The organism is Methylogaea oryzae, assembly GCF_019669985.1.
In the GTDB taxonomy this organism is placed as follows: domain Bacteria; phylum Pseudomonadota; class Gammaproteobacteria; order Methylococcales; family Methylococcaceae; genus Methylogaea; species Methylogaea oryzae.
Genome location: NZ_AP019782.1, coordinates 3,475,887 through 3,500,308 on the forward strand (window position 1 = coordinate 3,475,887; position 24,422 = coordinate 3,500,308).

The 24,422-nt window shown below is 62.4% G+C and carries 27 protein-coding genes; 8 read left to right on the forward strand and 19 right to left on the reverse strand.

Going from position 1 to position 24,422, the window contains the following annotated elements; genetic code table 11:
• Positions 1-296: 296 nt before the first annotated feature.
• The 8 genes from K5607_RS15355 to K5607_RS15390 all read right to left on the reverse strand — a co-directional run bounded on the left by K5607_RS15355 (position 297) and on the right by K5607_RS15390 (position 7,192).
• A complete protein-coding gene (locus tag K5607_RS15355; protein ID WP_156302402.1) occupies positions 297-488 on the reverse strand; it encodes a hypothetical protein in 192 nt (63 codons plus the stop codon).
• 119 nt (positions 489-607) lie between these two features.
• Positions 608-1,087 (reverse strand): FRG domain-containing protein, encoded by a 480-nt coding sequence (locus tag K5607_RS15360; protein WP_221047533.1) that lies wholly within the window; start codon positions 1,085-1,087, stop codon positions 608-610.
• A 107-nt stretch (positions 1,088-1,194) separates the two neighbouring features.
• Complete coding sequence (gene rpoH / locus K5607_RS15365) at positions 1,195-2,049, reverse strand: RNA polymerase sigma factor RpoH (RefSeq protein WP_221047534.1); 855 nt, start codon at positions 2,047-2,049, stop codon at positions 1,195-1,197.
• 87 nt (positions 2,050-2,136) lie between these two features.
• Positions 2,137-3,168, reverse strand: coding sequence for a permease-like cell division protein FtsX (gene ftsX, locus K5607_RS15370; RefSeq protein ID WP_246598887.1), 1,032 nt, complete (start codon positions 3,166-3,168; stop codon positions 2,137-2,139).
• On the reverse strand, positions 3,165-3,830 hold the full coding sequence (gene ftsE, locus K5607_RS15375) for a cell division ATP-binding protein FtsE (RefSeq protein WP_054773446.1): 666 nt from the start codon (positions 3,828-3,830) through the stop codon (positions 3,165-3,167). Before ftsE ends, ftsX begins: the two co-directional genes overlap by 4 nt.
• Positions 3,831-3,863: 33 nt before the next feature.
• Entirely contained in the window at positions 3,864-5,792 is a 1,929-nt protein-coding gene (ftsY, locus tag K5607_RS15380) for a signal recognition particle-docking protein FtsY (RefSeq protein ID WP_221047535.1), read from the reverse strand.
• A gap of 44 nt (positions 5,793-5,836) precedes the next feature.
• The gene (locus K5607_RS15385) at positions 5,837-6,466 is read right to left on the reverse strand and encodes a hypothetical protein (protein WP_221047536.1); all 630 of its coding nucleotides are present in this window, start codon (positions 6,464-6,466) and stop codon (positions 5,837-5,839) included.
• Between the two features lie 18 nt (positions 6,467-6,484).
• The gene (locus tag K5607_RS15390; RefSeq protein ID WP_221047537.1) at positions 6,485-7,192 is read right to left on the reverse strand and encodes an SURF1 family protein; all 708 of its coding nucleotides are present in this window, start codon (positions 7,190-7,192) and stop codon (positions 6,485-6,487) included.
• Positions 7,193-7,278: 86 nt separating this feature from the next.
• Here K5607_RS15390 and K5607_RS15395 point away from each other — a divergent pair, with 86 nt between their 5' ends.
• The gene (locus K5607_RS15395; RefSeq protein WP_221047538.1) at positions 7,279-7,518 is read left to right on the forward strand and encodes a twin transmembrane helix small protein; all 240 of its coding nucleotides are present in this window, start codon (positions 7,279-7,281) and stop codon (positions 7,516-7,518) included.
• A gap of 110 nt (positions 7,519-7,628) precedes the next feature.
• Here the strand turns inward: K5607_RS15395 and K5607_RS15400 are convergent, their stop codons facing one another.
• From K5607_RS15400 to bioB, 8 genes are all read right to left on the reverse strand, one after another.
• Entirely contained in the window at positions 7,629-8,513 is an 885-nt protein-coding gene (locus K5607_RS15400) for a cytochrome c oxidase subunit 3 (RefSeq protein ID WP_054773603.1), read from the reverse strand.
• Between the two features lie 31 nt (positions 8,514-8,544).
• Positions 8,545-9,186 (reverse strand): cytochrome c oxidase assembly protein, encoded by a 642-nt coding sequence (locus K5607_RS15405; protein WP_343222929.1) that lies wholly within the window; start codon positions 9,184-9,186, stop codon positions 8,545-8,547.
• A gap of 51 nt (positions 9,187-9,237) precedes the next feature.
• Positions 9,238-10,821 (reverse strand): cytochrome c oxidase subunit I, encoded by a 1,584-nt coding sequence (ctaD, locus tag K5607_RS15410; protein ID WP_221047539.1) that lies wholly within the window; start codon positions 10,819-10,821, stop codon positions 9,238-9,240.
• A 22-nt stretch (positions 10,822-10,843) separates the two neighbouring features.
• Entirely contained in the window at positions 10,844-11,968 is a 1,125-nt protein-coding gene (gene coxB / locus K5607_RS15415) for a cytochrome c oxidase subunit II (protein ID WP_054773601.1), read from the reverse strand.
• Between the two features lie 408 nt (positions 11,969-12,376).
• Positions 12,377-13,174 carry a malonyl-ACP O-methyltransferase BioC gene (bioC, locus tag K5607_RS15420; RefSeq protein WP_221047540.1) on the reverse strand — a complete coding sequence of 266 codons (798 nt, stop codon included), beginning with the start codon at positions 13,172-13,174 and terminating at the stop codon, positions 12,377-12,379.
• Positions 13,161-13,937, reverse strand: coding sequence for a pimeloyl-ACP methyl ester esterase BioH (gene bioH, locus K5607_RS15425; RefSeq protein WP_221047541.1), 777 nt, complete (start codon positions 13,935-13,937; stop codon positions 13,161-13,163). The genes bioC and bioH overlap by 14 nt, the downstream gene beginning before the upstream one ends.
• A complete protein-coding gene (bioF, locus tag K5607_RS15430) occupies positions 13,934-15,091 on the reverse strand; it encodes an 8-amino-7-oxononanoate synthase (RefSeq protein ID WP_221047542.1) in 1,158 nt (385 codons plus the stop codon). The genes bioH and bioF overlap by 4 nt, the downstream gene beginning before the upstream one ends.
• Before the next feature lie 2 nt (positions 15,092-15,093).
• Positions 15,094-16,113 (reverse strand): biotin synthase BioB, encoded by a 1,020-nt coding sequence (bioB, locus tag K5607_RS15435; protein WP_221047543.1) that lies wholly within the window; start codon positions 16,111-16,113, stop codon positions 15,094-15,096.
• A 12-nt stretch (positions 16,114-16,125) separates the two neighbouring features.
• Between bioB and K5607_RS15440 the strand changes: the two genes are divergently transcribed.
• Together K5607_RS15440 and K5607_RS15445 are read left to right on the forward strand one after the other, a co-directional pair.
• Positions 16,126-16,854 (forward strand): ComF family protein, encoded by a 729-nt coding sequence (locus K5607_RS15440; protein ID WP_221047544.1) that lies wholly within the window; start codon positions 16,126-16,128, stop codon positions 16,852-16,854.
• 370 nt (positions 16,855-17,224) lie between these two features.
• Entirely contained in the window at positions 17,225-17,710 is a 486-nt protein-coding gene (locus tag K5607_RS15445; protein WP_221047545.1) for a hypothetical protein, read from the forward strand.
• 6 nt (positions 17,711-17,716) lie between these two features.
• Here the strand turns inward: K5607_RS15445 and ubiA are convergent, their stop codons facing one another.
• Positions 17,717-18,589 carry a 4-hydroxybenzoate octaprenyltransferase gene (gene ubiA / locus K5607_RS15450; RefSeq protein WP_054775024.1) on the reverse strand — a complete coding sequence of 291 codons (873 nt, stop codon included), beginning with the start codon at positions 18,587-18,589 and terminating at the stop codon, positions 17,717-17,719.
• On the reverse strand, positions 18,589-19,161 hold the full coding sequence (locus K5607_RS15455) for a chorismate--pyruvate lyase family protein (protein WP_246598888.1): 573 nt from the start codon (positions 19,159-19,161) through the stop codon (positions 18,589-18,591). Before K5607_RS15455 ends, ubiA begins: the two co-directional genes overlap by 1 nt.
• Positions 19,162-19,335: 174 nt before the next feature.
• On the opposite strand from K5607_RS15455, the gene K5607_RS15460 reads away from it, so the two are divergent.
• On the forward strand, positions 19,336-19,806 hold the full coding sequence (locus K5607_RS15460) for a C40 family peptidase (RefSeq protein ID WP_054773928.1): 471 nt from the start codon (positions 19,336-19,338) through the stop codon (positions 19,804-19,806).
• Here K5607_RS15460 and yihA read toward each other — a convergent pair.
• Complete coding sequence (yihA, locus tag K5607_RS15465) at positions 19,799-20,407, reverse strand: ribosome biogenesis GTP-binding protein YihA/YsxC (RefSeq protein ID WP_054773927.1); 609 nt, start codon at positions 20,405-20,407, stop codon at positions 19,799-19,801. The genes K5607_RS15460 and yihA overlap by 8 nt on opposite strands.
• Before the next feature lie 166 nt (positions 20,408-20,573).
• On the opposite strand from yihA, the gene K5607_RS15470 reads away from it, so the two are divergent.
• From K5607_RS15470 to K5607_RS15485, 4 genes are all read left to right on the forward strand, one after another.
• The gene (locus K5607_RS15470; RefSeq protein WP_246598889.1) at positions 20,574-21,173 is read left to right on the forward strand and encodes a c-type cytochrome; all 600 of its coding nucleotides are present in this window, start codon (positions 20,574-20,576) and stop codon (positions 21,171-21,173) included.
• Between the two features lie 132 nt (positions 21,174-21,305).
• Complete coding sequence (locus K5607_RS15475; protein WP_082411594.1) at positions 21,306-21,935, forward strand: thiol:disulfide interchange protein DsbA/DsbL; 630 nt, start codon at positions 21,306-21,308, stop codon at positions 21,933-21,935.
• Between the two features lie 7 nt (positions 21,936-21,942).
• Positions 21,943-22,758: an endonuclease/exonuclease/phosphatase family protein gene (locus K5607_RS15480; protein WP_054773926.1), complete on the forward strand. Its 816-nt coding sequence runs from the start codon at positions 21,943-21,945 to the stop codon at positions 22,756-22,758.
• 36 nt (positions 22,759-22,794) lie between these two features.
• Positions 22,795-24,360 carry a GGDEF domain-containing protein gene (locus tag K5607_RS15485; protein ID WP_221047546.1) on the forward strand — a complete coding sequence of 522 codons (1,566 nt, stop codon included), beginning with the start codon at positions 22,795-22,797 and terminating at the stop codon, positions 24,358-24,360.
• The last annotated feature ends 62 nt before the right edge of the window (positions 24,361-24,422 follow it).

Below are 24,422 nucleotides of genomic sequence, written 5' to 3' on the forward strand. Positions count from 1 at the left end.
CACCGCAGCTTGGGCAGGGAATAACCCGAAGGGCGGCCGCACGGATGCGGCCGGTTGATCGTCAGGCCACGGAAGGCCTGTCGATCAACTCCCGGCTCAAGCGAGGAGCGCAGGGAACCGCGTTAGCGGCGCGGCAATCGGGTGTCCTTTCTTTTGGTTCCTTTTCTTTGGACAAGCAAAGAAAAGGAACCCGCCCGTGGGTGCGGCTAACCCACATTCAAATAAACCGCCGCAGGCGCACAAAGTAACCCAAAGCCCAAACACGAAAGGGCGGGTTACGGCTATCGCCTAACCCACTAAGAGATTACATGGCGTGTTGCAAGAGTTGAAAGCAGCGCATCTTCACTCTGAAACAGTGAAAATTCGTTGATATTGTAATCATCAAGCTGGCGAAGAACCTTCGTAGCTTCGCTTTTTGGAAGCGTTAGTTTCCACAGCTGATCTTGCTGTTCATAATCATAACCAAAAACATCCGTATGCTTGGCCACATGCCACGCCCCATCTCGGAACTGCAATGCTGACGTATACTCGGCTTGTTGAAGAAAGTGCCGTCGGTGCGTCCGAATATTGGGACCTAAGCTGACAATTTTTGGCTCATTAGACGAACCTACCTTACCTTTACCTGCGACACAAAAACAGCAACCCGATCTGCCTCCGCCTTCTGAAAGGCGAAGAATGCGGCGACATAGAGAGACCGCGACCAATCAAGAAAAGGCGATGGAAAACCATGGTGCCGCAAATATATAAGATACTCACAAACCGGCAGAAAATCGAGTCGCAGGCTGTCATAGGCCTCCAGCCTTCTTTCAATTGCAACGACATCTATATTAGGCCAAATGTGGTTGGTAAAAACCTCTACCTCAGGCTTTATTTTCGAAATAAGGTGATAATAATCCGACAGGCGATTCAGCTTGGGATACTCTCGGCTCAAGGTTGTATCAAGCCCCCATCCTGAATCCCTTTGCCCGCGATAGAGAAAGCGAGAAACAAAACCTTCGCGCCCAGATAGCGATTCCGCAGAGCCAGCCTTCAACTGCTCAACATAGTCTTTGAACTCCGACCACGAATTGAAGTTCTTTTCGATCAACTTAAACCCCGCCGAACAATAAGTACGTAACGCAACGTCCAATCCGCTGACGACATCTAAAAACGTGAAAGCGGCCCGAAGGCCGCTTTCTATTTAAAACTCAAAAGTTACATCGCCACCAACAACCGACTCCGTAACTTATCCATGGCATTCTTCTCCAACTGCCGTATCCGTTCGGCCGATACGTTGTAGCGGTCGGCCAGTTGGTGCAGGGTGAGTTTTTCCTCGTTCAGCCAGCGGCTGGCGACGATTTCGCGGCTGCGTTCGTCCAGCTGGTCCAGGGCGTCGCGCAGCAGCAGTTGCTGGCGTCGATCCCATTCGCCGGCTTCCAGTTCGGCGGCGGGGTCGGCGGTTTCGTGTTTGAGGTAGTGGATGGGGGCGGTCGGATCGTTGTCGCCCTCTTCGGCGTTGCCTTCCAGGGCCACGTCGTAGTGCTCCATGCGGCTTTCCATTTCGAACACGGTTTCGACCTTCACGCCCAGGTCGTCGGCCACGGCTTGGGCTTCGTCCTGGGTCAGCCAGCCGAGACGCTTCTTGGCCTTGCGCAGGTTGAAGAACAGCTTGCGCTGGGCCTTGGTGGTGGCGACTTTGACGATGCGCCAGTTCTGGATGATGTATTCGTGGATTTCGGCGCGGATCCAGTGCACGGCGAACGAAACCAGGCGCACGCCCATGTCCGGGTCGTAGCGCTTGACGGCTTTCATCAGGCCGATATTGCCTTCCTGCACCAGGTCGCTAAAGGGCAGGCCGTAACCGTTGTAACCGCGGGCGATGTGCACGACGAAGCGCAGGTTGGAAACCACCAGGTTGCGCGCGGCTTCCAGGTCGCCCTCGTCGCGGTAGCGGTGAGCCAGGGCTTTTTCTTCGTCGGCCTCCAAGCGCGGCACTTGGGCGATGGCGGCGACGTAGGCGTCGATGGAATCGACGGCAAGGTTGACGGGCAGGGCCAATGCGGTAGTCATAGTCAGCTGTTCTCCCTCGAACCAAACTCTTGCAAAGCAGTTTAGCACTCGCCGCATTTGAGTGCTAATGGTTTGGAAGGTTCCCTGCTATTCGGGATTCATGCGCCGCAACTGGGGCGCCAACACCAGCCAGGCGCCGGCGATGCCGAGTACGGAGGCGCAGAAGAACAACTCCAGCGTGTCGAAAAAGCCCAGGAAGCGCAGGTCGAAATCGCGGGCGTACAGCACCGACAGGCGCCGCACGGAGGGGTAGACCATCAGCGTCATGAAGGTGACGAAGATCCAGGCGGCGAAGCTGCCGAGGAAGCCGTACCAAAAGCCGCAATAGAGGAACGGCCGGCGAATGAAATGGTTGGTGGCCCCCACCAGCTTGGCGATGACGATTTCTTCCTTGCGGTTCTCCAGTTCCAGCCGGATGGTGTTGCTCACCACCAGCAGCACCGCCAGGCTGAGCAGGATGCTGATCATGGTCACGCCGTGGCCGGCAAGGCTCAACAAGGCTTGCAGCCGTTCCAGCCACTCCATGTCCAGCTGTACGTAATCGGCTTCCGGCAAGGCGCGCAGGTCTTGCAGCAGGGCTTTCACTTCGTCCGATTCGGCCAGGCCGGCGCGGGGCTTGATCTGGATCACCACCGGCAAGGGATTGGTGCCGAGGGCGTCGAGGGCTTCGGCGAAGCCGCTGTAGGTGCGGAATTCGCGCAACGCGCCTTCCTTGGTAATCAACGCCACGCTGTCGATGCCGGCATGGCTCTTGAGCCGATCGGCCAATTGCAGGCCGGCCTCGTCGGTCAGCTTGGGCTTGAGGAACAGGGAGATCTGGCTGCTGTCGTCCAGCACCGCGCCCAGCTGGTTGAGATTCTTCAGCATGACGTGGAAGCTGGCCGGCAGGGCCAGGGCGATGGCGATGACGGTGACGGTCAGAGCGCTAGCCACCGGCGTGCGCCACAGGCGGCCCAGGCTGGAGAAGCAGGTGTGGCCGTGGTTTTCCACGTAGCCGCGCAGTTTCTGCGCCAGGCTGGCGAAATAGCGGTTGGCGGACTTGTGATCGGAGGCGTACAGCGACGACACTTCCTGGCGCCGCTGCTGGCTCATGCGCTGTTCGGCGCGGGTGTGCTTCACGGGTTGGGGCCCTGCACCAGGCGGCCGTGGTCAAGCCGCATGACCGGGTAGCCCATTTCCTCGATCAGCGCCAAGTCGTGGCTGGCGATCATCACGGTGACGCCGACGCTGTTGAACTCGGCGAACAGGCCCATGATTTCCCGCGACAGCTCAGGATCCAGGTTGCCGGTGGGTTCGTCCGCCAGGATCATGGGCGGCTTGTTGACGATGGCGCGGGCGATGCCCACGCGCTGCTGTTCGCCGCCGGACAGCGCCATGGGATAGCGCCGTTCCTTGTTGAGCAATCCCACTTTATCCAAGGCGCCGCGCACGCGCCGCCCGACTTCCCGGTGGGCGTAGCCGGCGACGATCAACGGCAAGGCGACGTTGTCGAACACGGTGCGGTCGTACAGCAGGCGGTAATCCTGGAAGATCAGGCCGAGCTTGCGGCGCAGGTAGGGAATCTCGCGCTCGCTGACCCGGCCGATGTTTTTGCCGTCCAGCACGATCTGGCCGCGGGTGCTGCGCTCGATCAAGGCGATGAGCTTGAGCATGGTGCTCTTGCCGGCGCCGGAATGGCCGGTGAGGAACACCATTTTTCCCCGTTCCAGGGTAAAGCTGACGTCGTTCAGCACCTCGCCTGCGTCGGAGTAGCGCTTGCTCACGCGATTGAACTGCAACATGGTGGCGTCCGGTTCTCCCTAACTCATACGCATTTATGCCGTTTCCTGCCCGAGCAGCGCGTCCACGAAGGTATCGGCATGGAAATCCTGCAAATCGTCGATGCCCTCGCCCACGCCGATGTAGCGGATCGGGATGCCGAACTGGCGCGCCAAGGCGAAGATCACGCCGCCCTTAGCCGTACCGTCCAGTTTGGTGACAGCGATGCCGGTAAGGTCGACCGCTTCGTTGAACTGGCGCGCCTGGGCGATGGCGTTTTGGCCGGTGCCGGCGTCCAGCACCAACAGCACTTCGTGGGGCGCGGTTTCGTCCAGCCGGCCGAGGATGCGCTTGATCTTCTTCAGTTCTTCCATCAAGTTGGACTTGGTATGCAGCCGGCCGGCGGTGTCGGCGATCAGTATATCAACCCCTTTGGCCTGGGCGGATTGCACGGCGTCGAAGATGACCGAAGCGGAGTCTGCGCCGGAATGCTGCGCTACCACCTGGATGTCGTTGCGCTCGCCCCAGGTCTGCAACTGTTCCACGGCGGCGGCGCGGAAGGTATCGCCGGCCGCCAGCATGACGCTGTGGCCTTCGCTGGTATAGCGCCGCGCCAGCTTGCCGATGGTGGTGGTCTTGCCCACGCCGTTGACGCCTACCACCAGGATCACGAACGGCTTGCGGCCGGTATCGACGACCAGCGGCTGATCGGCGGGCGCCAGCATGTCGAGCATTTGCGTCTTCAACAGCCGGCGCACGCCGTCGGCGGTCACCGGCGTGTCCTTGGGATACTCGGTGGCCAGGGACCGAACCAAGATCTGGGTGGCTTCCACGCCCACGTCGGCCATGAGCAACGTGGTTTCGATGTCTTCGATCAAGCCGTCGTCAATGCGCGGCCCGCTCAGGCCGGCCAACAGCCCGGCCAAGCCGCCGCCGGTCTTGCGCAGGCCTTTTTGCAGGCGCTGCAACAAGGACGGCGCTTCCTCCGTCGGCCCGGCAGCCGGCTGCGGCACCGCCTCGGCCTGGGGCGCGGCCGCTGCGACCGCTTGCGGCGCCGCGGCGAATTCCGCCGTCGGCACGTGGGCCAACTGATGGGCGGCGCGCAGCAGGTGCAGCCAGATGCCCGGGACCAGGGCGGCGTGCAACAGGGTGGCGGCCAGCGGATGGCCGAATTTCACGCCGGCCAGGGCGGTCGCCAGCTGCGCGAAAGCCAGGGCGTTGATGATGGTGCCGTTGCGGCCGGCGCGCTTGCCGTAGCGGCCGGAACTGAGCACCATGCCGATCCCGGTCAGCAACATGATTAGGCCGACGCCGCTGATGCGGTGCACCCAGTTAACCGCTACTTGCTCGGCCAGGGCGAACGTCGCCGGCTCGGCGTCCAGCAAACCGCGCCAGACGGCGAAGCCTTGCGCGTAATCCACCTCGGGCCACCAGTGGCCCAGGCAGGTGGGAACCTCGGGGCAAGCGGTGCCGGCGTGGATTGCGGCTTCCCATGCGCCGGTGACGGTCTGCGCCATCATCCATACCAGCGCCAGGCTCACCAGCAACCGCGGCTTGATGCCCGCCGGCGAGGTGGCGACGGCGGCGTCCATGCCCGCAGCCAGCCATGAGCGGTAAATGAAGGACAAAGCCGCCAGGGACAGCAAGAGGTCGCCGGCCAGCAACAGGGGATGGTAGTGGTAGGCCGCCGCAGTCGCCGCCAGGGCGATCTGGCCTGCCACCGTCGCGACCGCCAACCCCGGCTTGAGCGGCGAGGCTTGCCGGAAGGACAGGGCGAAGGCGGCCAACGTCAGCAACAGCTCCACCAGGTGCACGATGCGTTGCGCCTGGACGGCCCACAACTTGCCGGTCTCGCCCGACAGCAAGCCGTCGCACATCGGCCATTGGCCGCAGGCGGCGTAAGCGCCGGTGGCTCCGGCGTAAGCGCCCGCCAACAAGCCAAAGACGACGGCGATCAGGGCGGCTAGCAGAATTTTGCGGTACATGGGGCTAGGTCTTCTTCTTGTAATGAGGTGACGTGGGCGGCGTATCAGCCGCTGATGGAAATTTTCAACAGATGCTGCAAGTCGCGCAACAGACCGTGGGGGTCGTAATCCAGCGAATAGCGCATCATCAGATTGCCGTGCGGATCTATCAGCCATACCGTGGTGGCGGGATCGGCCGCGTCGCCTGGCGCGCGGCGCCAAGCGGTTTGCTCCAATGACTGCCGCAAACCGGGGGCTGCCTGCGCCAGCATCAGCGTATCGTCGCCGTCCTTCACCGCGCTCAAGGTAGCGGCGTCCATGGCGCCGTCGACTACCAGCAGGCGGCGCACACGGGGCAAATCCTTGCTCAAGCGCAGCCATACCTGTTTGCCGCGGTGCAAAGCGTCTTGGCAGGCGGCCTCGCAGCGGCCGGCGGGGGCCAGTTGCGCCAACACCCAACGGTGTTTCAACTCGGCCAAGGGAAAGTCGCCCATGCTCGGCGCCACCGTCAAATCGGCCAAATCGATCGGACGCGGGGGAGCGATCAACTCGCCGTAGTTGGTGGTGGAACCCACCCACTCGGGATGTTTCGCCATGTACCAAGCCAAAATGAAAGGCCCGAAAGTGAGCACCGCCACGCCGATGATGAGCAAGCGCCCCCTCAGGTTGCCGCTCGCCGGATTGGAATTATTCATTGGTTCGCAAATATCTCGCTAATTCGACCGCCCCGGCCGGTGGCGCCAGGCGATCCAGGATGCATAAACCGCCAATGCCGCCGCCATGGCGAACCATTGAAAGGCGTAGCCCAGGCTTTTGTCCGGATCGATGTGTTGCATCCGCCACTCCCGCACATAGCCATCCCCGGCCTGGGCCGCCAGCAGAATTTGATAAGGCTGCAGGCAATAGCCGATGCGTTCCGACAACCGCGCGGCATCCAAGGCTTGCGCCACCAGCGGATAACCGGCGCCTAGCGCCTCCGCCCCCCGCAGCCGCAGGCCCACCGACGGGAAATGGTCGATGACGCCTTCGACCCTGGCATCGGCTTGGGTTATGGTGAGCGTCGGCAACTCGCTGCGTACCGGTCCGGCGGGAACCCAACCGCGATTCACCAACACCGCGCAGCCTCCCTCCCTGGGAATCAGTGGAGTCAAAACGTGGTAGCCGGCGCGGGCATTATAAACTTGGTTGTCCAGCAACACTTGGCGGTCGGCGTCGTATTGTCCAGCGAGGCTGATGCGCCGGTAACGCTCGTCCTCCCACCCCTGCCCCGGCAGAGCGGCCAACGGCGGTTGCTCGGCCCGCCGCTCGCGAGCGTCCAGCAGCGCACGTTTCTCGTCCGCACGGCGCAATTGCCACGCCCCCAAATTGATAAACAGCGCGACTCCCGCCAGGACCAGCACCGCCGCCGCCAATCGTTTCACGCTATACTTCGCCCCTGCACACCCGTTATTGCGCCGCGCCTTTTCGGCGGTGGCCGCTCGCTTTTCCCTTGACCAGGGCTCCCGCCATGATCACCAAATTCGTCGTCATTCTCGTTTTTATTCTAATCATCGGCAGCCTAGGCTCCGCCCTGATCCACTTGATGGGAGGCCGTAGCGGCAACAAGCGTACAGCCCGCGCACTGACGTGGCGCATCGGCTTGTCCATCGCCCTGTTCCTCGGCCTCGTCGTCGCAAGCCAACTGGGCTATATCCAGCCCCACGGCATCAGGGGCGGACTTGCCGCTCCCGCCGCGCCAGCGCACTGACCTGACCTGACCTGACCTGACCACCGGCATTCCAGGCAGGATACCCCCCCATAAAAAAGGGCGCTACCCAGGTAGCGCCCTTTTGGGACCTTGGCCCCGAACCGAGTCGTTTACAACATGTAAACGAAGATGAACAGGCCTAGCCACACCACGTCCACGAAGTGCCAATACCAAGCCGCCGCTTCGAAAGCGAAGTGGTGCTTCGGCGTGAAATGGCCGCGCATGGAACGAAACAACATCACGGTCAGCATGATGGCGCCGATCGTGACGTGCAGGCCGTGAAAGCCGGTGAGCATAAAGAAGGTCGAACCGTAGATGCCCGTACCCAAGGTCAGCCCCAACTCGGCGTAAGCGTGATGGTATTCGTAGGCCTGGAAGCCGACGAACAAAAAGCCCAAGCCGACGGTAGCGGCCAAGCCCTGGATCAGCTGAGCGCGGTTGTTGGCCAACAAGCCGTGATGCGCCCACGTCACCGTCGCACCGGAGCTGAGGAGGATCAAGGTGTTCAGCAGCGGAATACCGAATGCGCCCATGGATTCGAAGCTGCCGTCGGCGTGACCACCAACGTGACCCGGACCGTTGCTGGGCCACACCGCCTTGAAACCCTTCCACAAATACTCGTTGGTCAAGCCGCCCAAGGTCGCATCGCCTTCGCCGCCCAACCAGGGCAAGGACAACACTCGCGCATAGTACAAAGAACCGAAGAACACCGCGAAAAACATGACTTCCGAAGCGATGAACCAAGCCATGCCCCAGCGGAAGGAAATATCTACTTGGTGGTTATAGGCGCCGGACTCGCTCTCGCCGACCACTTCGGTGAACCAGCAGAACAGCAAGGTAGCCAAGATCACGGCGCCCATAATCATCACGGCGGAACCGGACGACGAACCATTCAGGAAATTGGCGAAACCCGCCAACAAGGTGGTCAAGCCAATGGAACAGCCGATGGGCCAGTTGGCCCTATGCGGCAAGTAGTACGAACCTGGTGTTGCCATGTGTATCCCCTATTCTCTGTGGATTTTGTATCTATTGTTTCGCCGTTACATCGAAGAACGTATAAGACAAGGTCATGTCCTTGACGCTCTTCGGCAAAGCCGGATCAACCACGAATCGCACCGGCATGGCCTTTTCCTTGCCTGGTTCAAACGTTTGCTTAGCAAAGCAAAAACACTCGGTCTTCTTCAAATAATCCGCCGCCAAGCCAGGCGCCACGCTGGGCACCGCCTGCGCCACGATGGTGCCCGGAGCGGTGTTTTCCGCATAGAACATCACCGTGTAATACTGCCCCGGATGGATACGCAGCTTCGCCGTTTCCGCCCGGAATTTGAGCGGAGTCTTCTCGTTGACCGACGTGATGAACTCCATGCCCAGTTCCCGTTCGGCGTCGACCTGGTACGTCTGCTCAACCGCCGCTTCCTTGGCGGTCTTGCCATTCAGCCCGGTGATATCGCACAACACATCGTACAACGGCACCAAGGCGTAGCCGAAACCAAACATGGCCGCCGCGATCAACGAGTAACGCAGCAGCAGGCGCCGATTGGCGGCTTCCCGCGCGTCGCCCATCATTTCGAATGCAGCGTCAGCAGGATAGACCCCGCAAAAAAAGCGAAAGCTATCGCGCCGATCAACAAACCCAACAGCAAATTTTTTTTCCGAATATCCATCCAAACTCAGTCCGGCCTTCTCCCTCGATCAGGGAGAAGGCGCTGTAGCGATTACTTATTTGATTTCCGGAGCCGTGGTGAAGCTGTGATACGGCGGCGGCGAGGACAGCGTCCACTCCAGGCCGTGCTCCTTAGCGTCTTCCCACACTTCGTCGGTCGCCGGCTCGCCGCCCTTGATGCACTTGTACACCACGTAGGCGAACAGCAACTGGGAAGCACCGAAAACGAAGGCGCCCACGCTGGAAATCATGTTGAACTCCGCAAACTGCAGAGCATAGTCGGGGATACGGCGCGGCATGCCGGCCAGGCCCACGAAATGCTGCGGGAAGAACAACACGTTGACCGAAATGGTCGACAGCCAGAAGTGCAGCTGGCCCAACTTCTCGTCATACATATGGCCGGTCCATTTCGGCAGCCAGTAGTAGGCGGCGGCCAGCAGGGCGTATACGGCACCGGGCACCAGTACGTAGTGGAAATGCGCCACGATGAAGTAGGTATCGTGATACTGCATGTCGGCCGGAGCAACAGCCATCATCAGGCCGGTGAAGCCGCCCAGGGTGAACATCACCACGAAACCCACGGCGAACAGCATCGGCGTTTCGAAGGTCATTGCGCCCTTCCACATGGTGGCCAGCCAGTTGAAGACCTTCACGCCGGTCGGCACCGCGATCAGCATGGTGGCGTACATAAAGTACAACTCGCCCGCCAGCGGCATGCCCACGGTGAACATGTGGTGAGCCCACACGATGAAGGACAGCAGGGCGATGGACGCCGTGGCGTACACCATGGAGCTATAGCCGAACAACGGCTTGCGCGCGAAGGTCGGGATGATGGTGGAGATCACGCCGAAGGACGGCAGGATCATGATGTACACCTCGGGGTGACCGAAGAACCAGAAAATGTGCTGATACAGCACCGGGTCGCCGCCACCGGCCGCGCTGAAGAAGCTGGTGTCGAAGAACTTGTCGGTGAGCAGCATGGTTACCGCGCCGGCGAAAACAGGCATCACGGCGATCAGCAGGAACGCGGTGATCAACCAAGTCCACACGAACAGCGGCATTTTCATGAAGGTCATGCCGGGAGCGCGCATGTTGAAAATGGTGACGATGATGTTGATCGCCGCCATGATCGAAGACACGCCCAGCAAGTGCACCGAGAAAATCACGAACGGGAAGTGGTTGCCGCCCTGCAGCACCAGAGGCGCATACAAGGTCCAACCGGCCGCCGGAGCGCCGCCTTCCATGAACAGGGTGCTCGCCAACATGCAAGCCGCGAACGGCAGCAGCCAAAAGCTCCAGTTGTTCAGACGCGGCAACGCCATATCCGGCGCGCCGATCATGATGGGGATCATCCAGTTGGCCAAGCCCGCGAAGGCCGGCATCACGGCGCCGAACACCATGATCAGCGCGTGCAGCGTGGTCATCTGGTTGAAGAAACCCGGATCGACGAATTGGATGCCGGGCTCGAACAACTCGGCGCGGATGACCATGGCCATGGCGCCGCCGACGAAAAACATGATTAAAGCGAACAACAGGTACAGGGTACCGATGTCCTTGTGATTGGTGGTGAATATCCAGCGCATCAGGCCCTTTTCGGGTCCGTGGTGGCCGTGATCATCCGCATGAGTATCCGCTGCCATGTTATTGACCTCTTACGAAAAATTAACGGGAAGCTGCGATATCTTTCGGCTGCAACTGGTCGCCCACGTTGTTGCCAAAAGCGTTGCGCTGATAAGTAACCACCGCCGCGATTTCCGCAGGGCTCAACATGTCGCGGAAGCCGGGCATCATGCCCTTGCCTTCCAGCACCAGCTTGGTGTGGGCGGCGATGGGGCCTTTGGCCACCGGACTGTTCTTGATGGCGGGGAAAGAACCCTTGACGCCTTCGCCGCTGGGCTGATGGCAGCCGGCGCAGCTGGATTTGTAAACTTCTTCGCCCTTGGCCATCAATTCGGCCTTGGTAAAGGTCTTGTTCGCATCCTGTTGGGTCTGGGAGCTCTGTTGCTTCCGCTCATTGACCCACTTGCGGTAGTCGGCTTCCTCCTTCACCTCAACCACGATAGGCATGAAACCGTGGTCCCGGCCGCACAACTCGGTGCACTGGCCGCGGTAAACCCCAGGCTTGTCCACTTTCACCCAGCCGTCGGTGATGAAGCCGGGGATGGCGTCTTTCTTCCAGCCGAAGTCGGGAACCCACCAGGAGTGAATCACGTCGGCGGCTGTGAACAGGAAGCGCACCTTTTTGCCGGCCGGGATCACCACAGGGTTATCCACGTTCAACAGGTAGTGCGCCACGGAGGCGGGGTCGACCGTGGAATCTTTCTGCCGGGCCGCATTGCTCTTGGCGTCCAGGCTGCTGAAGAAATCGATCTTGTCGTCCAGGTATTCGTAACGCCACTTCCACTGATAACCCGTCACCTTGATGGTCATGTCCGAGTCGGTGGTGTCCGCCATATCCAGCATCACGTTGGTGGCGGGAATGGCGATGCTGATCAAGATCAGGAAGGGAATGACGGTCCAGATGATTTCCACCGTGGTGTTTTCGTGGAAATGTGCGGCCACCGCGCCTTTCGACTTGCGATGATGGAGGATGGAGTAAAACATCACGCCGAACACCAGCACGCCGATGACCACGCACACCCACAACATGTATTGGTGCAGGCCGTAAACGGCATGGCTGGACTCGGTGACGCCCTGCACCAGGTTCAGCTTGTATTCCGCCTGGGCGGCCTCCACCCCCAAGGCCGATATCGCGATACCGGCGAGCAATCGCTTTGCTTTGTTCACGGAGCACTCCCTCAGTTTTATAGGTAATTCTTTAAACACACTGCGGCGAAACGGGCCCGCGCTTGCGCTGACTTAAGCGCCGATCTTCCCGCTTTTAGCTTTACCGGGAACGTCCCGCACCGTACTCCTGAAGCACCGCGGGAATGAAAACCAGGCGGTCGGAGCCCCTCATCATTAGGGAAAGCCACTGAATTCGGACCCTAGGCCGGAACGGCAAAGCCGCCCTTCCAAGCCAAGTTAGGATACCGCGCCGAACCCTCGGGACGAAATCCCATAAAATTGCTGGGCGAATAGCGGCATCGAAACGCCCTGATTCCGGGCGGTTTTTTCTTGCAGAATTTAGCTTATGCGCCGAGGCTTTGCAACCGGCTGCCGTTCAACAGTCCATTGAACGACGGCGTGCCGCGCCTAGGTCCGGCACGCCAGCGCGCCGAGGATTTCGTAGGTGGCCTGTATCGATCCGCCGCCCATCCGCTCACGGTAGGCCGCCTCCATTCGAGCCAGCGCCGTCTTGCCGGTCATGTGACGCGGACGCCCGCCGCTGACGTTATGGGCGCCCAACCCTTTCAATTCGCGCATCAACTCCCGCACGGACGGGTACTCCACGACTTCGCGCCGCGTTTGAATGTCGATGGATGCGAAGCCGGCCCGCTCCAACACCTGGCGCAAGTCATCGGCCGTAACGAACTCGTTGACGCGGCGGTACCCATCCACCGCCGCCCACGCCTGGCGCAGTTCGACCAGGGTATCCGCGCCGAACAGACCGACCGCGACCACGCCGCCCGGCCGCAACACCCGAGCCACCTCCGTCAAGGGCCGTTGCAACGAACCGCACCATTGCAGGGCCAGGTTGGAATAAGCCACGTCGGCGCAACCCGCGGCGAACGGCAAGGCCTCGGCATCCCCGCAAACCGCCTGGGCCCCGGCCAGGCGGCCCCGCCCCACCTCCAGCATTTCCTCCGCCAAATCCACCGCCACCAGCCTGGCGCGGGGAAATCGGTTCGCTAAACGCGGCAGGAAATAGCCCGTCCCGCTGCCGACATCCAGCACCAGGCGAATGTCGTCCGGCGCGATATCCAGCCGTTGCAGCAACGCCAGTCCGGCCCGTCGCTGCAAATCGGCGTACTGATCGTATCGGGCGGCGGCGCGCCCGAAGGAGAGGCGCACCTGACGCTTGTCCGGCAAGGAACAATCAAGTTTGGTCATGGGCAAGCAAAAAATCGGCGACCAAAGCGGCGCACTCCCGCGGATGACTGAGAAATGGCAAATGGGCCGCCCCCGGCAGCACTTCGACGCGCAGCGCCGGATTCAACCGCCGCGCCGCCTCACCCATCGCCGCGGGCACCAAACCGTCGCTAGCGCCCAACAGCGCCATGACGGGGCATTCCAGCCGCGCCAGCGCCGGCCGCAAATCCGCCGTGCGCAGAATGTCCAGCCCCGCCCTTAGCGCAACGGGCGCCGTTGCGGGCCGTTGCTGAAGCAATTCCTGCACTTGCTTCAGCAACGGCCTAGCGCGCGCACCCCCCTGCGCTTGCAACCCCAGAAAGCGCGACAATGCGGCCGCGCCATCTCGCTCCACCTCGCGGCTGAAGGCTTCGAACACATCCCGCGCCATGGCCGCCGGCCAATCGGGCCGCTGCACGAAGCATGGGGTTCCGCCTATCGTCTGCAAACATTCGACGCGCTCAGGATGGACGGCGGCGGCTTGCAAAGCGATGTGGGCGCCGAGCGACCACCCTAGCCAATGGGCGCGAGGGGGAGCCGCCGCCAACACCGCCTCGGCCCAGCCGGCCAAGGTAGTATCGGCTATAGACGGGCTATAACCGTGCCCCGGCAAATCCACCGCCGTCACGCGAAAGTCCCACGCCAGCAGCTGGGCGAATTCGCCCCAAACGCCGCTGTGCATGGACCAGCCGTGCACCAGCAAGAGATCCGGCCCCTGGCCGAAAGTTTCGCTGTACAGGCTCACGGCCGCAGCGCCTCGGCCAGGGCGTCCAGCAAGCGGTCCACCTGGGCTTCGTCATGGGCCGCCGACAAGGTAACGCGCAAACGCGCCGTGCCGGCCGGCACCGTGGGCGGACGAATGGCCGCGACCCAAACGCCGGCCTCCGCCAAGCGCTCGCTGGCCGCCACCGCCGCCTCGTTGGCCCCCACCAGCACCGGCTGGATGGGCGTATCGGACGACATCAATTCAAGACCCAACGCCTCGGCGCCGGCGCGGAAACGTCGCACCAGGGCGCGCAGTTTTTCGCGCCGCCAGCCTTCCGACTGCGCCAACCTCAAGCTGGCGCGGGTCGCCTCGGCCACAGCCGGCGGCAGGCTCGTCGTATAAATATAAGTTCGCGCCTGCTGGATTAGGGTTTCGATCAGTTCCTCGCAGCCGGCGACGAAAGCGCCGCACACGCCGAACGCCTTGCCCAGGGTGCCCATGAGGATGGGCGCATCCTCCTGTCCCAACCCCAAATGCTCCAAGCTGCCGCCGCCGTTGGCGCCCAACACGCCCAGGCCGTGGGCGTCGTCCACCATCAGCCAGGCGCCATAGCTGCGCGCCGCCGCCGCCAATTGCGGCAAAGGCGCGACGTCGCCGTCCATGCTGAACACGCCGTCGCTGGCCACCAGCTTGCGGCGGCTGCCGCAGCCGGCCAGCTTTTCTTGCAGGGACGCAACGTCGGCGTGGCCGTAACGGGAGAAGCGCGCGCCGGACAGCAGCCCGCCGTCGATGAGGGAAGCATGGTTGAGCTTGTCTTCCAAGACGCTGTCTCCGCGCCCGGTCAAAGCGGCGATGACGCCCAGGTTGGCCATGTAGCCGCTGGAAAACAGCAAGGCGCGCTCGCGGCCGGCGAATACGGCCAGTTCTTCTTCCAAGGCGTGGTGGGCCGCCGTGTGGCCGCAAACCAGATGGGAAGCGCCGCCGCCCGCGCCCCAGCGCTCGGCGCCCAGGGCGAAAGCACGCACCACCTCGGGATGGTTGGCCAACCCCAGGTAATCGTTGCCGCAGAAATTGAGGAACTCACGCCCGTCGCGCCGCACCACCGGCCCTTGCGGCGACTCCAGCACCCGGCGGCGGCGGTAAAGCCCCTGGGCGGCGCGCTCCGCCAGCCCGGCGGCCAGTTCGGAGCGCATGGTCAGTGGCAGCAGTCCGTTTCGGCCTGTTCCAGGCAAACGCCGGCCATGCGCATGCCCAGCCGGTCGAACAGCTGGCGGTCTTTAGCCGCCATGGGATTGCCGGTGGTGAGCAGCTTTTCGCCGTAGAAGATGGAGTTGGCGCCCGCCAGGAAGCACAGGGCCTGCATTTCGTCGCTCATGTCGGTGCGGCCGGCGGACAAGCGCACCCGCGACTGCGGCATGAGAATGCGCGCCACGGCGATGGTGCGCACGAACACCAGCGGGTCCAGCGCTTCCTTGCCGTGCAGCGGGGTGCCTTCCACCTGCACCAGCATATTGATGGGCACGCTGTGCGGGTGTTCCGGCAGATTGGCCAGGTTGAGCAGCAGCTTGGCCCGGTCCACCTGGCTCTCGCCCATGCCGACGATGCCGCCGCAGCATACCTTCATGCCGGCCTCGCGCACCCGCTCCAGCGTGTCCAAGCGGTCCTGGTAGGTGCGAGTGGTGATGACTTCGGAATAGAACTCTTCCGAGGTATCCAGATTGTGGTTGTAGTAATCCAAACCGGCGTCTTTCAATGCCGTAGTCTGGCCGTCGCTGAGCATGCCCAAGGTGACGCAGGTTTCCATGCCCAAGGCTTTCACCGCCTGCACCATTTCCGCCACCTGGGCGATGTCCTTGTCCTTAGGCTGGCGCCAGGCCGCGCCCATGCAGAAGCGGCTGGCGCCCTGGGCCCTGGCCTGCAAAGCGGCCTCCACCACATCGGCCACCGGCATCAGGCCTTCCCGCGACAAACCCGTGTCGTAGTGGGCGCTCTGCGGACAATAGGCGCAATCCTCGGAACAGGAGCCGGTCTTGATGCTGAGCAGGCTGCTCACCTGCACCTCGGCCGGGTCGAAGTGCTGGCGGTGCACGGTCTGCGCCTGGAACAGCAGTTCGTTGAACGGCAGGGCGAACAGTGCCTCGATTTCGTCCAAGCGCCAATCATGGCGCACAACGGCGGTGGCGGCTACACTCGGCGCGGACTGGACGAGACTCATACGGGATGCTCCATGGATGGTAAACCGAAAGGACGGCTTAAGGTTGACGAATGGCCGCGCATTATACAGCAATGGCTCTACCCGCCCACCTGCATCCTGTGCGACGCCCCCGGCCACGACGGCCTGGATCTCTGCCCCGGTTGCCGGAGCGGTTTGCCCTATTGCCGCCACGCCTGCCCCCGCTGCGCCGCCGCCCTGCCGGAAGCGGCCCCGCCGCACGCGCTTTGCGGCCGCTGCCAGAAAAAGCCGCCGGTTTTCGATAGCGCCACCGCCTTATTCCACTATGAAGAACCGGCGCGGCACTTGTTGCGCGCCCTCAAGTTCGGCCACCGCCACGCCTGCGCCCGGCTGCTGGGGGAGCTTTTGGCGGCGCGCCTGGAGACGCTGCCCGAGCGACCGCAACTGATCATCCCCGTGCCCCTGCATCCCAAACGCTACACCGAGCGCGGCTTCAATCAATCCCTCGAACTGGCCCGCCTGCTCTCGCAACGGCTGGGCATTCCCCTGGACGCTCGACACTGCCGCCGGATTCGCACCACCCCGCCGCAATCGCGGCTCACCGCCCTGCAACGCCGCCGCAACCTGCGCGGGGCTTTTCATATCAAGGGCGCAATCCAGGCGGACCACATCGCCATCCTCGACGACATCGTCACCACCGGCGCCACCGTCGGCGCACTGGCGCGGGCCTTGAGACAAGCCGGGGTAAAACGGATCGATATTTGGTGTTGCGCCAGGGCGTAAAAGAGCAGCCCATTTGACCGCGCACCGACGATGCGGCCCGAGACGCCGGTAATTCGCCTCGACAACGCCCGACAGCCGCCGTGGTCATGGGACGCGACGGCCCGCGCCGCGGGCTACCTGTCGCTGGGCCCGCCCCGAATCGGGCGGAAATTGCCGGACATCCGTCACCAATAAATACACAGGGTTTTTATGCTTATTGCTAACCCCCCGCGACTCGGCGCAGAATTCACCTTGTAAGGCGCTGACTTATCGCAGAAAATGCAAAAATGAAGATCAGTAGTGCCGTACGAAAGCCTGTGCGCAGGTCTTTATCCCAAGCAGCTTTGCGCCCAAATAACATTGAAATGCGAAGAAGAGGAGAGAAAAGCTCATGATCAAATGCAACTTGGCCCGGATGGTCGACTACCCCATACACACCGCCGTACTCGTCATGGACGTGGCACTGCTGATCGCCCTCGGGCCGCCGCTGTTCCTGTCCCTGGTCATGGTAGGCGGCTTGCTCTGGCTGACCATATTCTTCACCACCAAAAGCGAGCGCAGCGACAAGCTCCGCTTCGTGTGGGAACCCGCACCGGCCGCAGCCAAGCCAGCCGAAGCCGCTAAACCGGCCCCCGCTGCCGCCGCCAGCGTTGCCGCAGCCCCGGCCAAGCCCGCCGCCACCGTTACGGCACCGGCACCCGCTGCGGCGGCTCCGGCGGCAGCACCCAAACCGGCCGCCGCGCCTAAGCCGGCCGCCCCGGCCAAGCCGGCTGCACCCGCCAAGCCCGCCGCAGCCAGCAAGCCCGCAGCCGCTCCGGCACCCGCCGCGCCCAAGGCGAAACCGGCCGCCGCCCGCAAGCCGACCAAAAAAGGCTAGCCAAAGCTACCTTAGGGCATAGTCCAGGAAAATACCTAGAAACACGGCGGCGCCGTACCAGTGGTTGTTTAGGAAGGCCTGAAAACACCGGGGCTTTTCGTGATGCCGAATCAACCACTGCTGATAGGCGGAAAAACCCGCAGCCGCCGCCAACCCTAAGTAGTAGCTCAGTCCCAGTCCCTGCAACTGGCCCACGGCAACGAGGGCCAGCAGCATGCAAACCTGCAACGCCCCCACCACCTGACGGTCCCAGGCGCCGAACAAAATGGCGGTGGACCTCACCCCGATTTTCAAATCGTCGTCCCGATCCACCATGGCGTACATGGTGTCGTAAACCAGCGCCCACAGCGTGGTCGCCAGATACAACACCCAAGCCGTCAAGGGCAAAGCCTGCGTCTCCGCGGCGAAAGCCATGGGCACAGCCCAGCCGAAAGCCAATCCTAGATAAGCTTGCGGCAAATGGGTGTAACGCTTCATAAAAGGATACGTGGCCGCCAAGAACGCGCCGACCACGGACAGGGCGATGGTCATAAGGTTGCGCGTCAACACCAGGGCGAAGGCGACCAGGCACAACGCCACGAACAAAACCAGGGCCTCCTTCGGTTGCACCATCCCGGCGGCGATGGGACGCTGCCGGGTGCGCTCCACATGGGGATCGAAATCGCGGTCGGCGTAATCGTTGATGACGCAGCCGGCCGCCCGCATCAACACCACGCCCAGCACGAACACCGCCACGTTGGCGACAGTCGGCCGGCCGTTACCGGCGATCCACAAGGCCCACAGGGCCGGCCACAACAGCAGCAAAATGCCGATGGGCTTGTCGAAGCGCATCAAGCGCCAATACCAAATGGCGCGCTCGCCTAACGACCGATTACGCATCAATCCCCCTCCTGCATGGTCTCCGCCAACCCCAAGGCCGCGGGCAAAAAAAACTCGCACACCAGCAATTCTCCGGCGGCAATGGAATACAGCGAACGCCGCCCCCATACGGCGGCGGCCGGCGCGGCCGGGCCGTGAAACGCGCCGGCCCGCACCCGCGCCAACTGCAAGCGCTGCCGCCGCAAACGGGGACAAGCGAACAACACCGCCCCCAACGGCCGGCTGCCCAGCCTCGACAAGCCTGGATCGGCCGCACGCAGCGTCGTCGCAGGAATAATGCTGCGCGCCAGCACCAACGGTTCGTCCGCCCGCATCAGCGCGACCTCGCGCACCAAGCACCGGGAAGCCGGCGGCAAACCCAGCAGGCGCGACTCCCCGACGAACGGCAGCGCCCAGCCTTCGCCCAATACCGCCACGTGGAACGCGCCTCGGCAGGCTCGCTGCAAGCGCAAGGTCAGCGAGCCGGGCTCGTACAGCCAGGAACGCACCGTGCCAGGCAAGGTACGGTACAACCCCGACCGGTCGTCGAACCAGGCCGGCTCATGGCGGAAAAGGTGGCTTTTGGCGATCAAGGATGGGGCCCGTTGGCAAAGGCCGGCATTTTACCTTAGGGCAAGCGCAGCGTCCCGGCAGGCGTTGGACCGAAATTTATTGATAATCCGCTTGCAAAGCGCGTATGTTGAAGTCTTCCATGAATCCGTCCTGTGCGCCACAATTCCGCTGGCGGCATTCCGGTGAATGAAACCATGCGTTCAAGCCCCCTTCGACTCGCCCCGCTGATTTGCGTCGCCCTATGGCTGGGTGGATGCAGCACCACGCCCACCGCGCCGCCGCGCGCGTCCATCGGCAATCGCCAGGCCGTGGTGACCGAAGCCCTGCGCTTGCAAGGCCAACCCTACCGTTACGGCGGAGAAACGCCGGAAGAAGGCTTCGATTGCAGCGGGCTGGTGCAATACGTCTACGCCCGCCATGGCGTGCGCCTGCCTCGAGACACGCAATCCATGGCGCAACAGCTGCCCGAGGTATCGACGGGGCAACGCCAACCGGGCGATTTGCTGTTTTTCAACACCGAAGGCAAACCGTTCTCCCACGTGGGCCTTTACATAGGCGAAGACAGCTTTGTCCACGCCCCCCGCAACGGTCGGCAAGTGATGCGCTCAAGCCTCGCCCAGCCGTATTGGCTGACTCGGCTGGTGGGCGTACGGCGTCCTAGGTAAGCGGCCGCAACCAGTGATCCAACATGGCGTGGGCTTCTTCCAGGCCGTTGCGGTCCATGGAGGAAAACAACTGCGCGCTGGCCTCCACCCCCTCGTTTTTCAGGCTGCGCCGCACTTGCAGCAAAGTGTTGGCGGCCGCGCCCCGGCTCAATTTGTCCGCCTTGGTCAGCACCACGTGCAAATCCAACCCGGCGCTGCCGCACCACTCCGCCATTTGCCAGTCGAATTCGGTGAGCGGATGGCGCACGTCCATGATGAGGAACACCCCTTGCAGGGCTTGGCGGTGCAACAAGTAACTCTCCATGGATTTGCCCCAGGCCTTGCGCATATCCATAGGCACTTTGGCGTAACCGTAGCCGGGCAAGTCCACCAGCCGGCTGGTTTCGTCGACCTGGAAAAAATTCAGCAATTGGGTGCGGCCGGGGGTTTTGCTGGTGCGGGCCAGGTTTTTGCGCTGGGTGATCGTGTTGATGACGCTGGATTTGCCGGCGTTTGAGCGACCGGCGAAAGCCACTTCGCGCCCCTCGTCGGGCGGAGCGTCCCAGGGATTGGGAGCGCTTTTCAAGAACTCGGTGCGGTAATACACGGGATTGGGTTTCATGCTCATATAGGTGGGCTGCTTGGGCGAGGGGCGTGTAGTTTACCCCAGCGGAACACGGAACAATTCGGCCGCGCTCGACGCCGCGCTGCCGCGAGTGTCGCCGCTGGGGCGATTTGCTATCATAGGCCGCAACTCAATGGCGGCTTTCGGGGGACGGATGAAAAATATGCAATGGGCGTTTTTTGTGCTGGCGGCGACGCTGGCCGGCACGGCTTGGGCGGAGGGCAATGGGTCCAACGGACGGCTGAAGGCGGAAATGTGCGAAGGTTGCCACGGCGCTGCCGGCAACAGCGAAACGCCCATTTTCCCCAAACTCGCCGGCCAAAACAGCGGCTACCTGGCCAAACAGCTGATGGACTTCCGCGAACAAAAGCGGGCCGACCCGACCATGAACGCCATTGCGGCGGGATTGAACGACCAGGACATCGCCGACATAGCGGCCTACTACGCGGCGCAAAAAATCCACTCGGAGCCGCCGGTCAACACACCCTTGGGCAAGCGGCTTTACCTGTCGGGCAACCCCGCGGCCGGCGTACCGGCGTGCTCGGCGTGCCACGGCCCGGACGGTTCCGGCAACGCGCCCGCGCGTTACCCGGCCTTGGCCGGACAACACGCGGCCTATATCGCGAAAACTCTGGGCGACTTCAAAACCCAGGCGCGCGCCAACGACGCCAACGCGGTCATTCGCACCATCGCCGCCAAACTGAGCACGGACGAAGTGAACGCTTTGGCCGATTACATCGCGGGCTTGCCAGGCAAGCGGTAAACCCGTACGCCGACACCGCTTTCCGCGCATCCGGCGGAAGCGGAGCGAGCCGCCGCCGAAAGCCGGGGCGGCTTTATGCCGCCGTCCGTTGAGTCGCGGCCAATCAAACTTCTACAAAGGGGAACGTGGGTTATGAAACGCTTGGGAATCTTATTTACCGCGTTGTTGCTGTGGTCCTGGGTAGCCGTGGCGCAGGAATACAAAGCCGGCGTGGACTACGAACTGATCACGCCGCCGCAACCGACCGCAGATCCCGCCAAAATCGAGGTGCGGGAATTCTTCTGGTACGGCTGCCCCCACTGCTTGGATTTCGAGCCCGATCTCGGCGCTTGGCTGGCGAAGATGCCCAAGGACGTCAACTTCATCCGCCAGCCGGCCATCTTCAACGAACGCTGGGGCGCCCACGCGAAAGCCTATTTCACCGCGGAAGCCCTGGGCGTAGCGGAGAAGCTGCACGCGGATTTTTACGAGGCGATCCAAAAGAAGCAGCGCGAACTGATGAAGGAAGACGACGTCGCCAAATTCTTCGCCGAACACGGCGTGGCGGACGCGGATTTCCGCAAGGCCTACCACTCCTTCGCGGTGGATACGCAACTGCGCCAGGCCCAAGCCATGGGACCGGAGTACGGCGTCACCGGCACGCCCACGGTGGTGGTCAACGGCAAATACCGCCTCACCGGCAAACTGGCCAAGAGCTATCCCAACCTGATCGCCATCCTCAACTCCCTCATCGAACAAGAACGGGCCGGAGCCAAACACTAACGTGAACATGGAGCAAGGCGCTTTAAGCAGCGCCGAACTGGCGCTGAACGGCACCGCCGACGGCGCCCGCTGCCTGCGCCTTGCCAGCTTCAATATTCAAACGGGCATACGCACCGGCGCCTTCCACCACTACCTGACCGGCGGCTGGCAGCACCTGCTGCCCACCCCGGCTCGCGCCGCCAATCTGTCGCGTATCGCCCAGCTGCTCCGGCCGTTCGACATCGTCGGCCTGCAGGAAGTGGACGGCGGCGGCGCCCGCAGCCGCTTCGTCGTCCAAACCCAGTATTTGGCGGAGCACGGCCACTACGCTTATTGGCATAATCAGATCAACCGCCGGGTCGGCTGGCTGGCCCTGCACAGCAACGGCTTGCTAAGCCGTTACAAACCCACGCGGATTGAGGAATTCCCCCTGCCCGGACTCCCGGGCCGGGGCGCCATACTGGCGCACTACGGCGACGACCCCAAGCACGCATTTTGCGTCTGCGTGGCCCACTTGGCGTTGAGCCGGCGCGGCCGGCTACGGCAAATCGACTTCCTGTGCGAACTGTTGGCCCCGCTCCCCTACGCTGTGCTCATGGGAGACCTGAACTGCGAGCCGCACAGCCAAGAATTGACCCTATTGGAAAACAAAGGCGGCTTCGTCAACCCGATGCGGGGCGTCAAATCGTTTCCCAGCTGGCGGCCGCACCGCCTGCTGGACTACATTCTGGTTAAACCGGATCTCCCGGTAAAAAACGTGCGGGTGCTGGATTTCGCCTGCTCGGACCACCTGCCCATCGCGCTGGACATGGGACTGCCGGCCAACGTAGCCATAGCGGTTTGACCGACGCGAGCAATAAAAAAAATAACGAGGACAGCCATGGCGACAGACACAGGCGAACAGGCGTGGAAAGCGAAATACGCCCAGCTATCCAGCGACATCGACACCCAGCGCCGGCACTGGGAAACCCACGAGAAAATTCTCTGCCGGGCCATCGTGCGCTTGACCATGGCCACCCAAGGCCTGGACACCACCATCGACAACCAGCTGACGCAAATACGCGACTTGGTGCGCAAAGGCGTACACAGCGCCAAATTGCTGCAACAGCTGGATCAACTCACCGAGTCCATTATCCGGATAGAACGACAAGGCAAGCCGCTGGACGCCGCCTTGCTGTTCCAATTCCTCGAATACTGCGCCACCGACGAAGATGAGAAAGCCGACCTGCGGCGCGTGCGGGGACGTTTCGAAAGCGGCCAATTGGCCGACGCCAAGGCGCTGTTTTTCACCCTGTCGCAACTGGAATACTCCCGCGAAAAGGACACGAAGCCCTCGGCCAAAACCGGCATCCTGAACAAATTATTCGGCGGCAACCGCAAACAGATCGATGCCGCCACTTTGCGGCGCAACCTTATCGCCCTGCTGGACAACCTGGAAATCCCCGCCGCCGAACAGCTACGCAGCGGACGCCTCAAAGAACGGCTGCTGGCGGAGCTGGACGCGGACAACATCGAGGCGGTGCTGAACGACCTGGTAGGCTTCCTCTGGACCATCAAAACCAATATCCAGAAGGAACAGCGGGAAATCGAGGAATTCCTCGCCAACATCACCGACAAACTCACCGAAATGGAAATCCAGGCCGACGGCGTGGCGGCTATGACCAGCGAGGTGGCCAGGGAGGGCGAGGCCATGAACACCGCCTTCAGCGGCCATATGGAAGAGCTGCGCAGCAGCGCCCAGGGCGCGACCGACCTGACCCAGCTAAAAGGCTTGTTGCACAGCCGCCTGGACGCCATCGCGCGCCAAATCAGCGGCTACCGGCAAAGGGAAACGAAACGGGTCAAGGAAATGGAACAGCAACTGCAAGGCCTCACCAGCCGCTTGCAAAGCATGGAACTGGAAGCCGGCGAATTGCGCACCAAATTGCGGGTGGCCCATCACACGGCCCTGATCGACTCCCTCACCGCGCTCCCCAACCGGGGCGCCTACGACGAGCGCATTAAGCAGGAATACGTGCGCTGGCGCCGTTTCGGCGGGCCGCTTTGCATGCTGGTGTGGGATATCGACCACTTCAAAGCCATCAACGACCGTTTCGGCCACCGCGCCGGCGACAAGGCCATCGCCATCATCGGCCACGTCCTGGCCAGCGGCATTCGGGAAAGCGACTTCATCGCCCGCTACGGCGGCGAAGAATTCGTCATGCTGCTGGCCGGCACCGAAGCCGTCACCGCCGCCGCTTTGGCTGAAAACCTGCGCAACGCGGTAAAGAACTGCGGATTCAATTCGGAAGGCACGCCCATCCCCATCACCGTTTCCTGCGGCATCGCCTGTTTTCAGCCCGGCGATACGCCGGACACGGTATTCGTGCGCGCCGACCGCGCCCTTTACCGCGCCAAAAACGACGGCCGCGACCGTTGCCAGGTGGCGGCGGACGGGAGCGACTAAAAATCGTGTAAAATGCGCCGTTTTGCATGGCCGGCTTCGGCTCGGCAGCCTTCGGGTAGAAT

Excerpts from the sequence above, each read along its gene's own strand:
- rpoH (WP_221047534.1), bottom strand. The coding sequence starts at position 2,049 with ATGACTACCGCATTGGCCCTGCCCGTCAACCTTGCCGTCGATTCCATC.
- ftsE (WP_054773446.1), bottom strand. The coding sequence starts at position 3,830 with ATGTTGCAGTTCAATCGCGTGAGCAAGCGCTACTCCGACGCAGGCGAG.
- ftsY (WP_221047535.1), bottom strand. The coding sequence starts at position 5,792 with ATGTACCGCAAAATTCTGCTAGCCGCCCTGATCGCCGTCGTCTTTGGC.
- K5607_RS15385 (WP_221047536.1), bottom strand. The coding sequence starts at position 6,466 with ATGAATAATTCCAATCCGGCGAGCGGCAACCTGAGGGGGCGCTTGCTC.
- K5607_RS15395 (WP_221047538.1), top strand. The coding sequence starts at position 7,279 with ATGATCACCAAATTCGTCGTCATTCTCGTTTTTATTCTAATCATCGGC.
- K5607_RS15400 (WP_054773603.1), bottom strand. The coding sequence starts at position 8,513 with ATGGCAACACCAGGTTCGTACTACTTGCCGCATAGGGCCAACTGGCCC.
- ctaD (WP_221047539.1), bottom strand. The coding sequence starts at position 10,821 with ATGGCAGCGGATACTCATGCGGATGATCACGGCCACCACGGACCCGAA.
- bioC (WP_221047540.1), bottom strand. The coding sequence starts at position 13,174 with ATGACCAAACTTGATTGTTCCTTGCCGGACAAGCGTCAGGTGCGCCTC.
- bioF (WP_221047542.1), bottom strand. The coding sequence starts at position 15,091 with ATGCGCTCCGAACTGGCCGCCGGGCTGGCGGAGCGCGCCGCCCAGGGG.
- bioB (WP_221047543.1), bottom strand. The coding sequence starts at position 16,113 with ATGAGTCTCGTCCAGTCCGCGCCGAGTGTAGCCGCCACCGCCGTTGTG.
- K5607_RS15440 (WP_221047544.1), top strand. The coding sequence starts at position 16,126 with ATGGATGGTAAACCGAAAGGACGGCTTAAGGTTGACGAATGGCCGCGC.
- K5607_RS15445 (WP_221047545.1), top strand. The coding sequence starts at position 17,225 with ATGATCAAATGCAACTTGGCCCGGATGGTCGACTACCCCATACACACC.
- ubiA (WP_054775024.1), bottom strand. The coding sequence starts at position 18,589 with ATGCGTAATCGGTCGTTAGGCGAGCGCGCCATTTGGTATTGGCGCTTG.
- K5607_RS15460 (WP_054773928.1), top strand. The coding sequence starts at position 19,336 with ATGCGTTCAAGCCCCCTTCGACTCGCCCCGCTGATTTGCGTCGCCCTA.
- yihA (WP_054773927.1), bottom strand. The coding sequence starts at position 20,407 with ATGAAACCCAATCCCGTGTATTACCGCACCGAGTTCTTGAAAAGCGCT.
- K5607_RS15470 (WP_246598889.1), top strand. The coding sequence starts at position 20,574 with ATGCAATGGGCGTTTTTTGTGCTGGCGGCGACGCTGGCCGGCACGGCT.
- K5607_RS15475 (WP_082411594.1), top strand. The coding sequence starts at position 21,306 with ATGAAACGCTTGGGAATCTTATTTACCGCGTTGTTGCTGTGGTCCTGG.
- K5607_RS15480 (WP_054773926.1), top strand. The coding sequence starts at position 21,943 with ATGGAGCAAGGCGCTTTAAGCAGCGCCGAACTGGCGCTGAACGGCACC.
- K5607_RS15485 (WP_221047546.1), top strand. The coding sequence starts at position 22,795 with ATGGCGACAGACACAGGCGAACAGGCGTGGAAAGCGAAATACGCCCAG.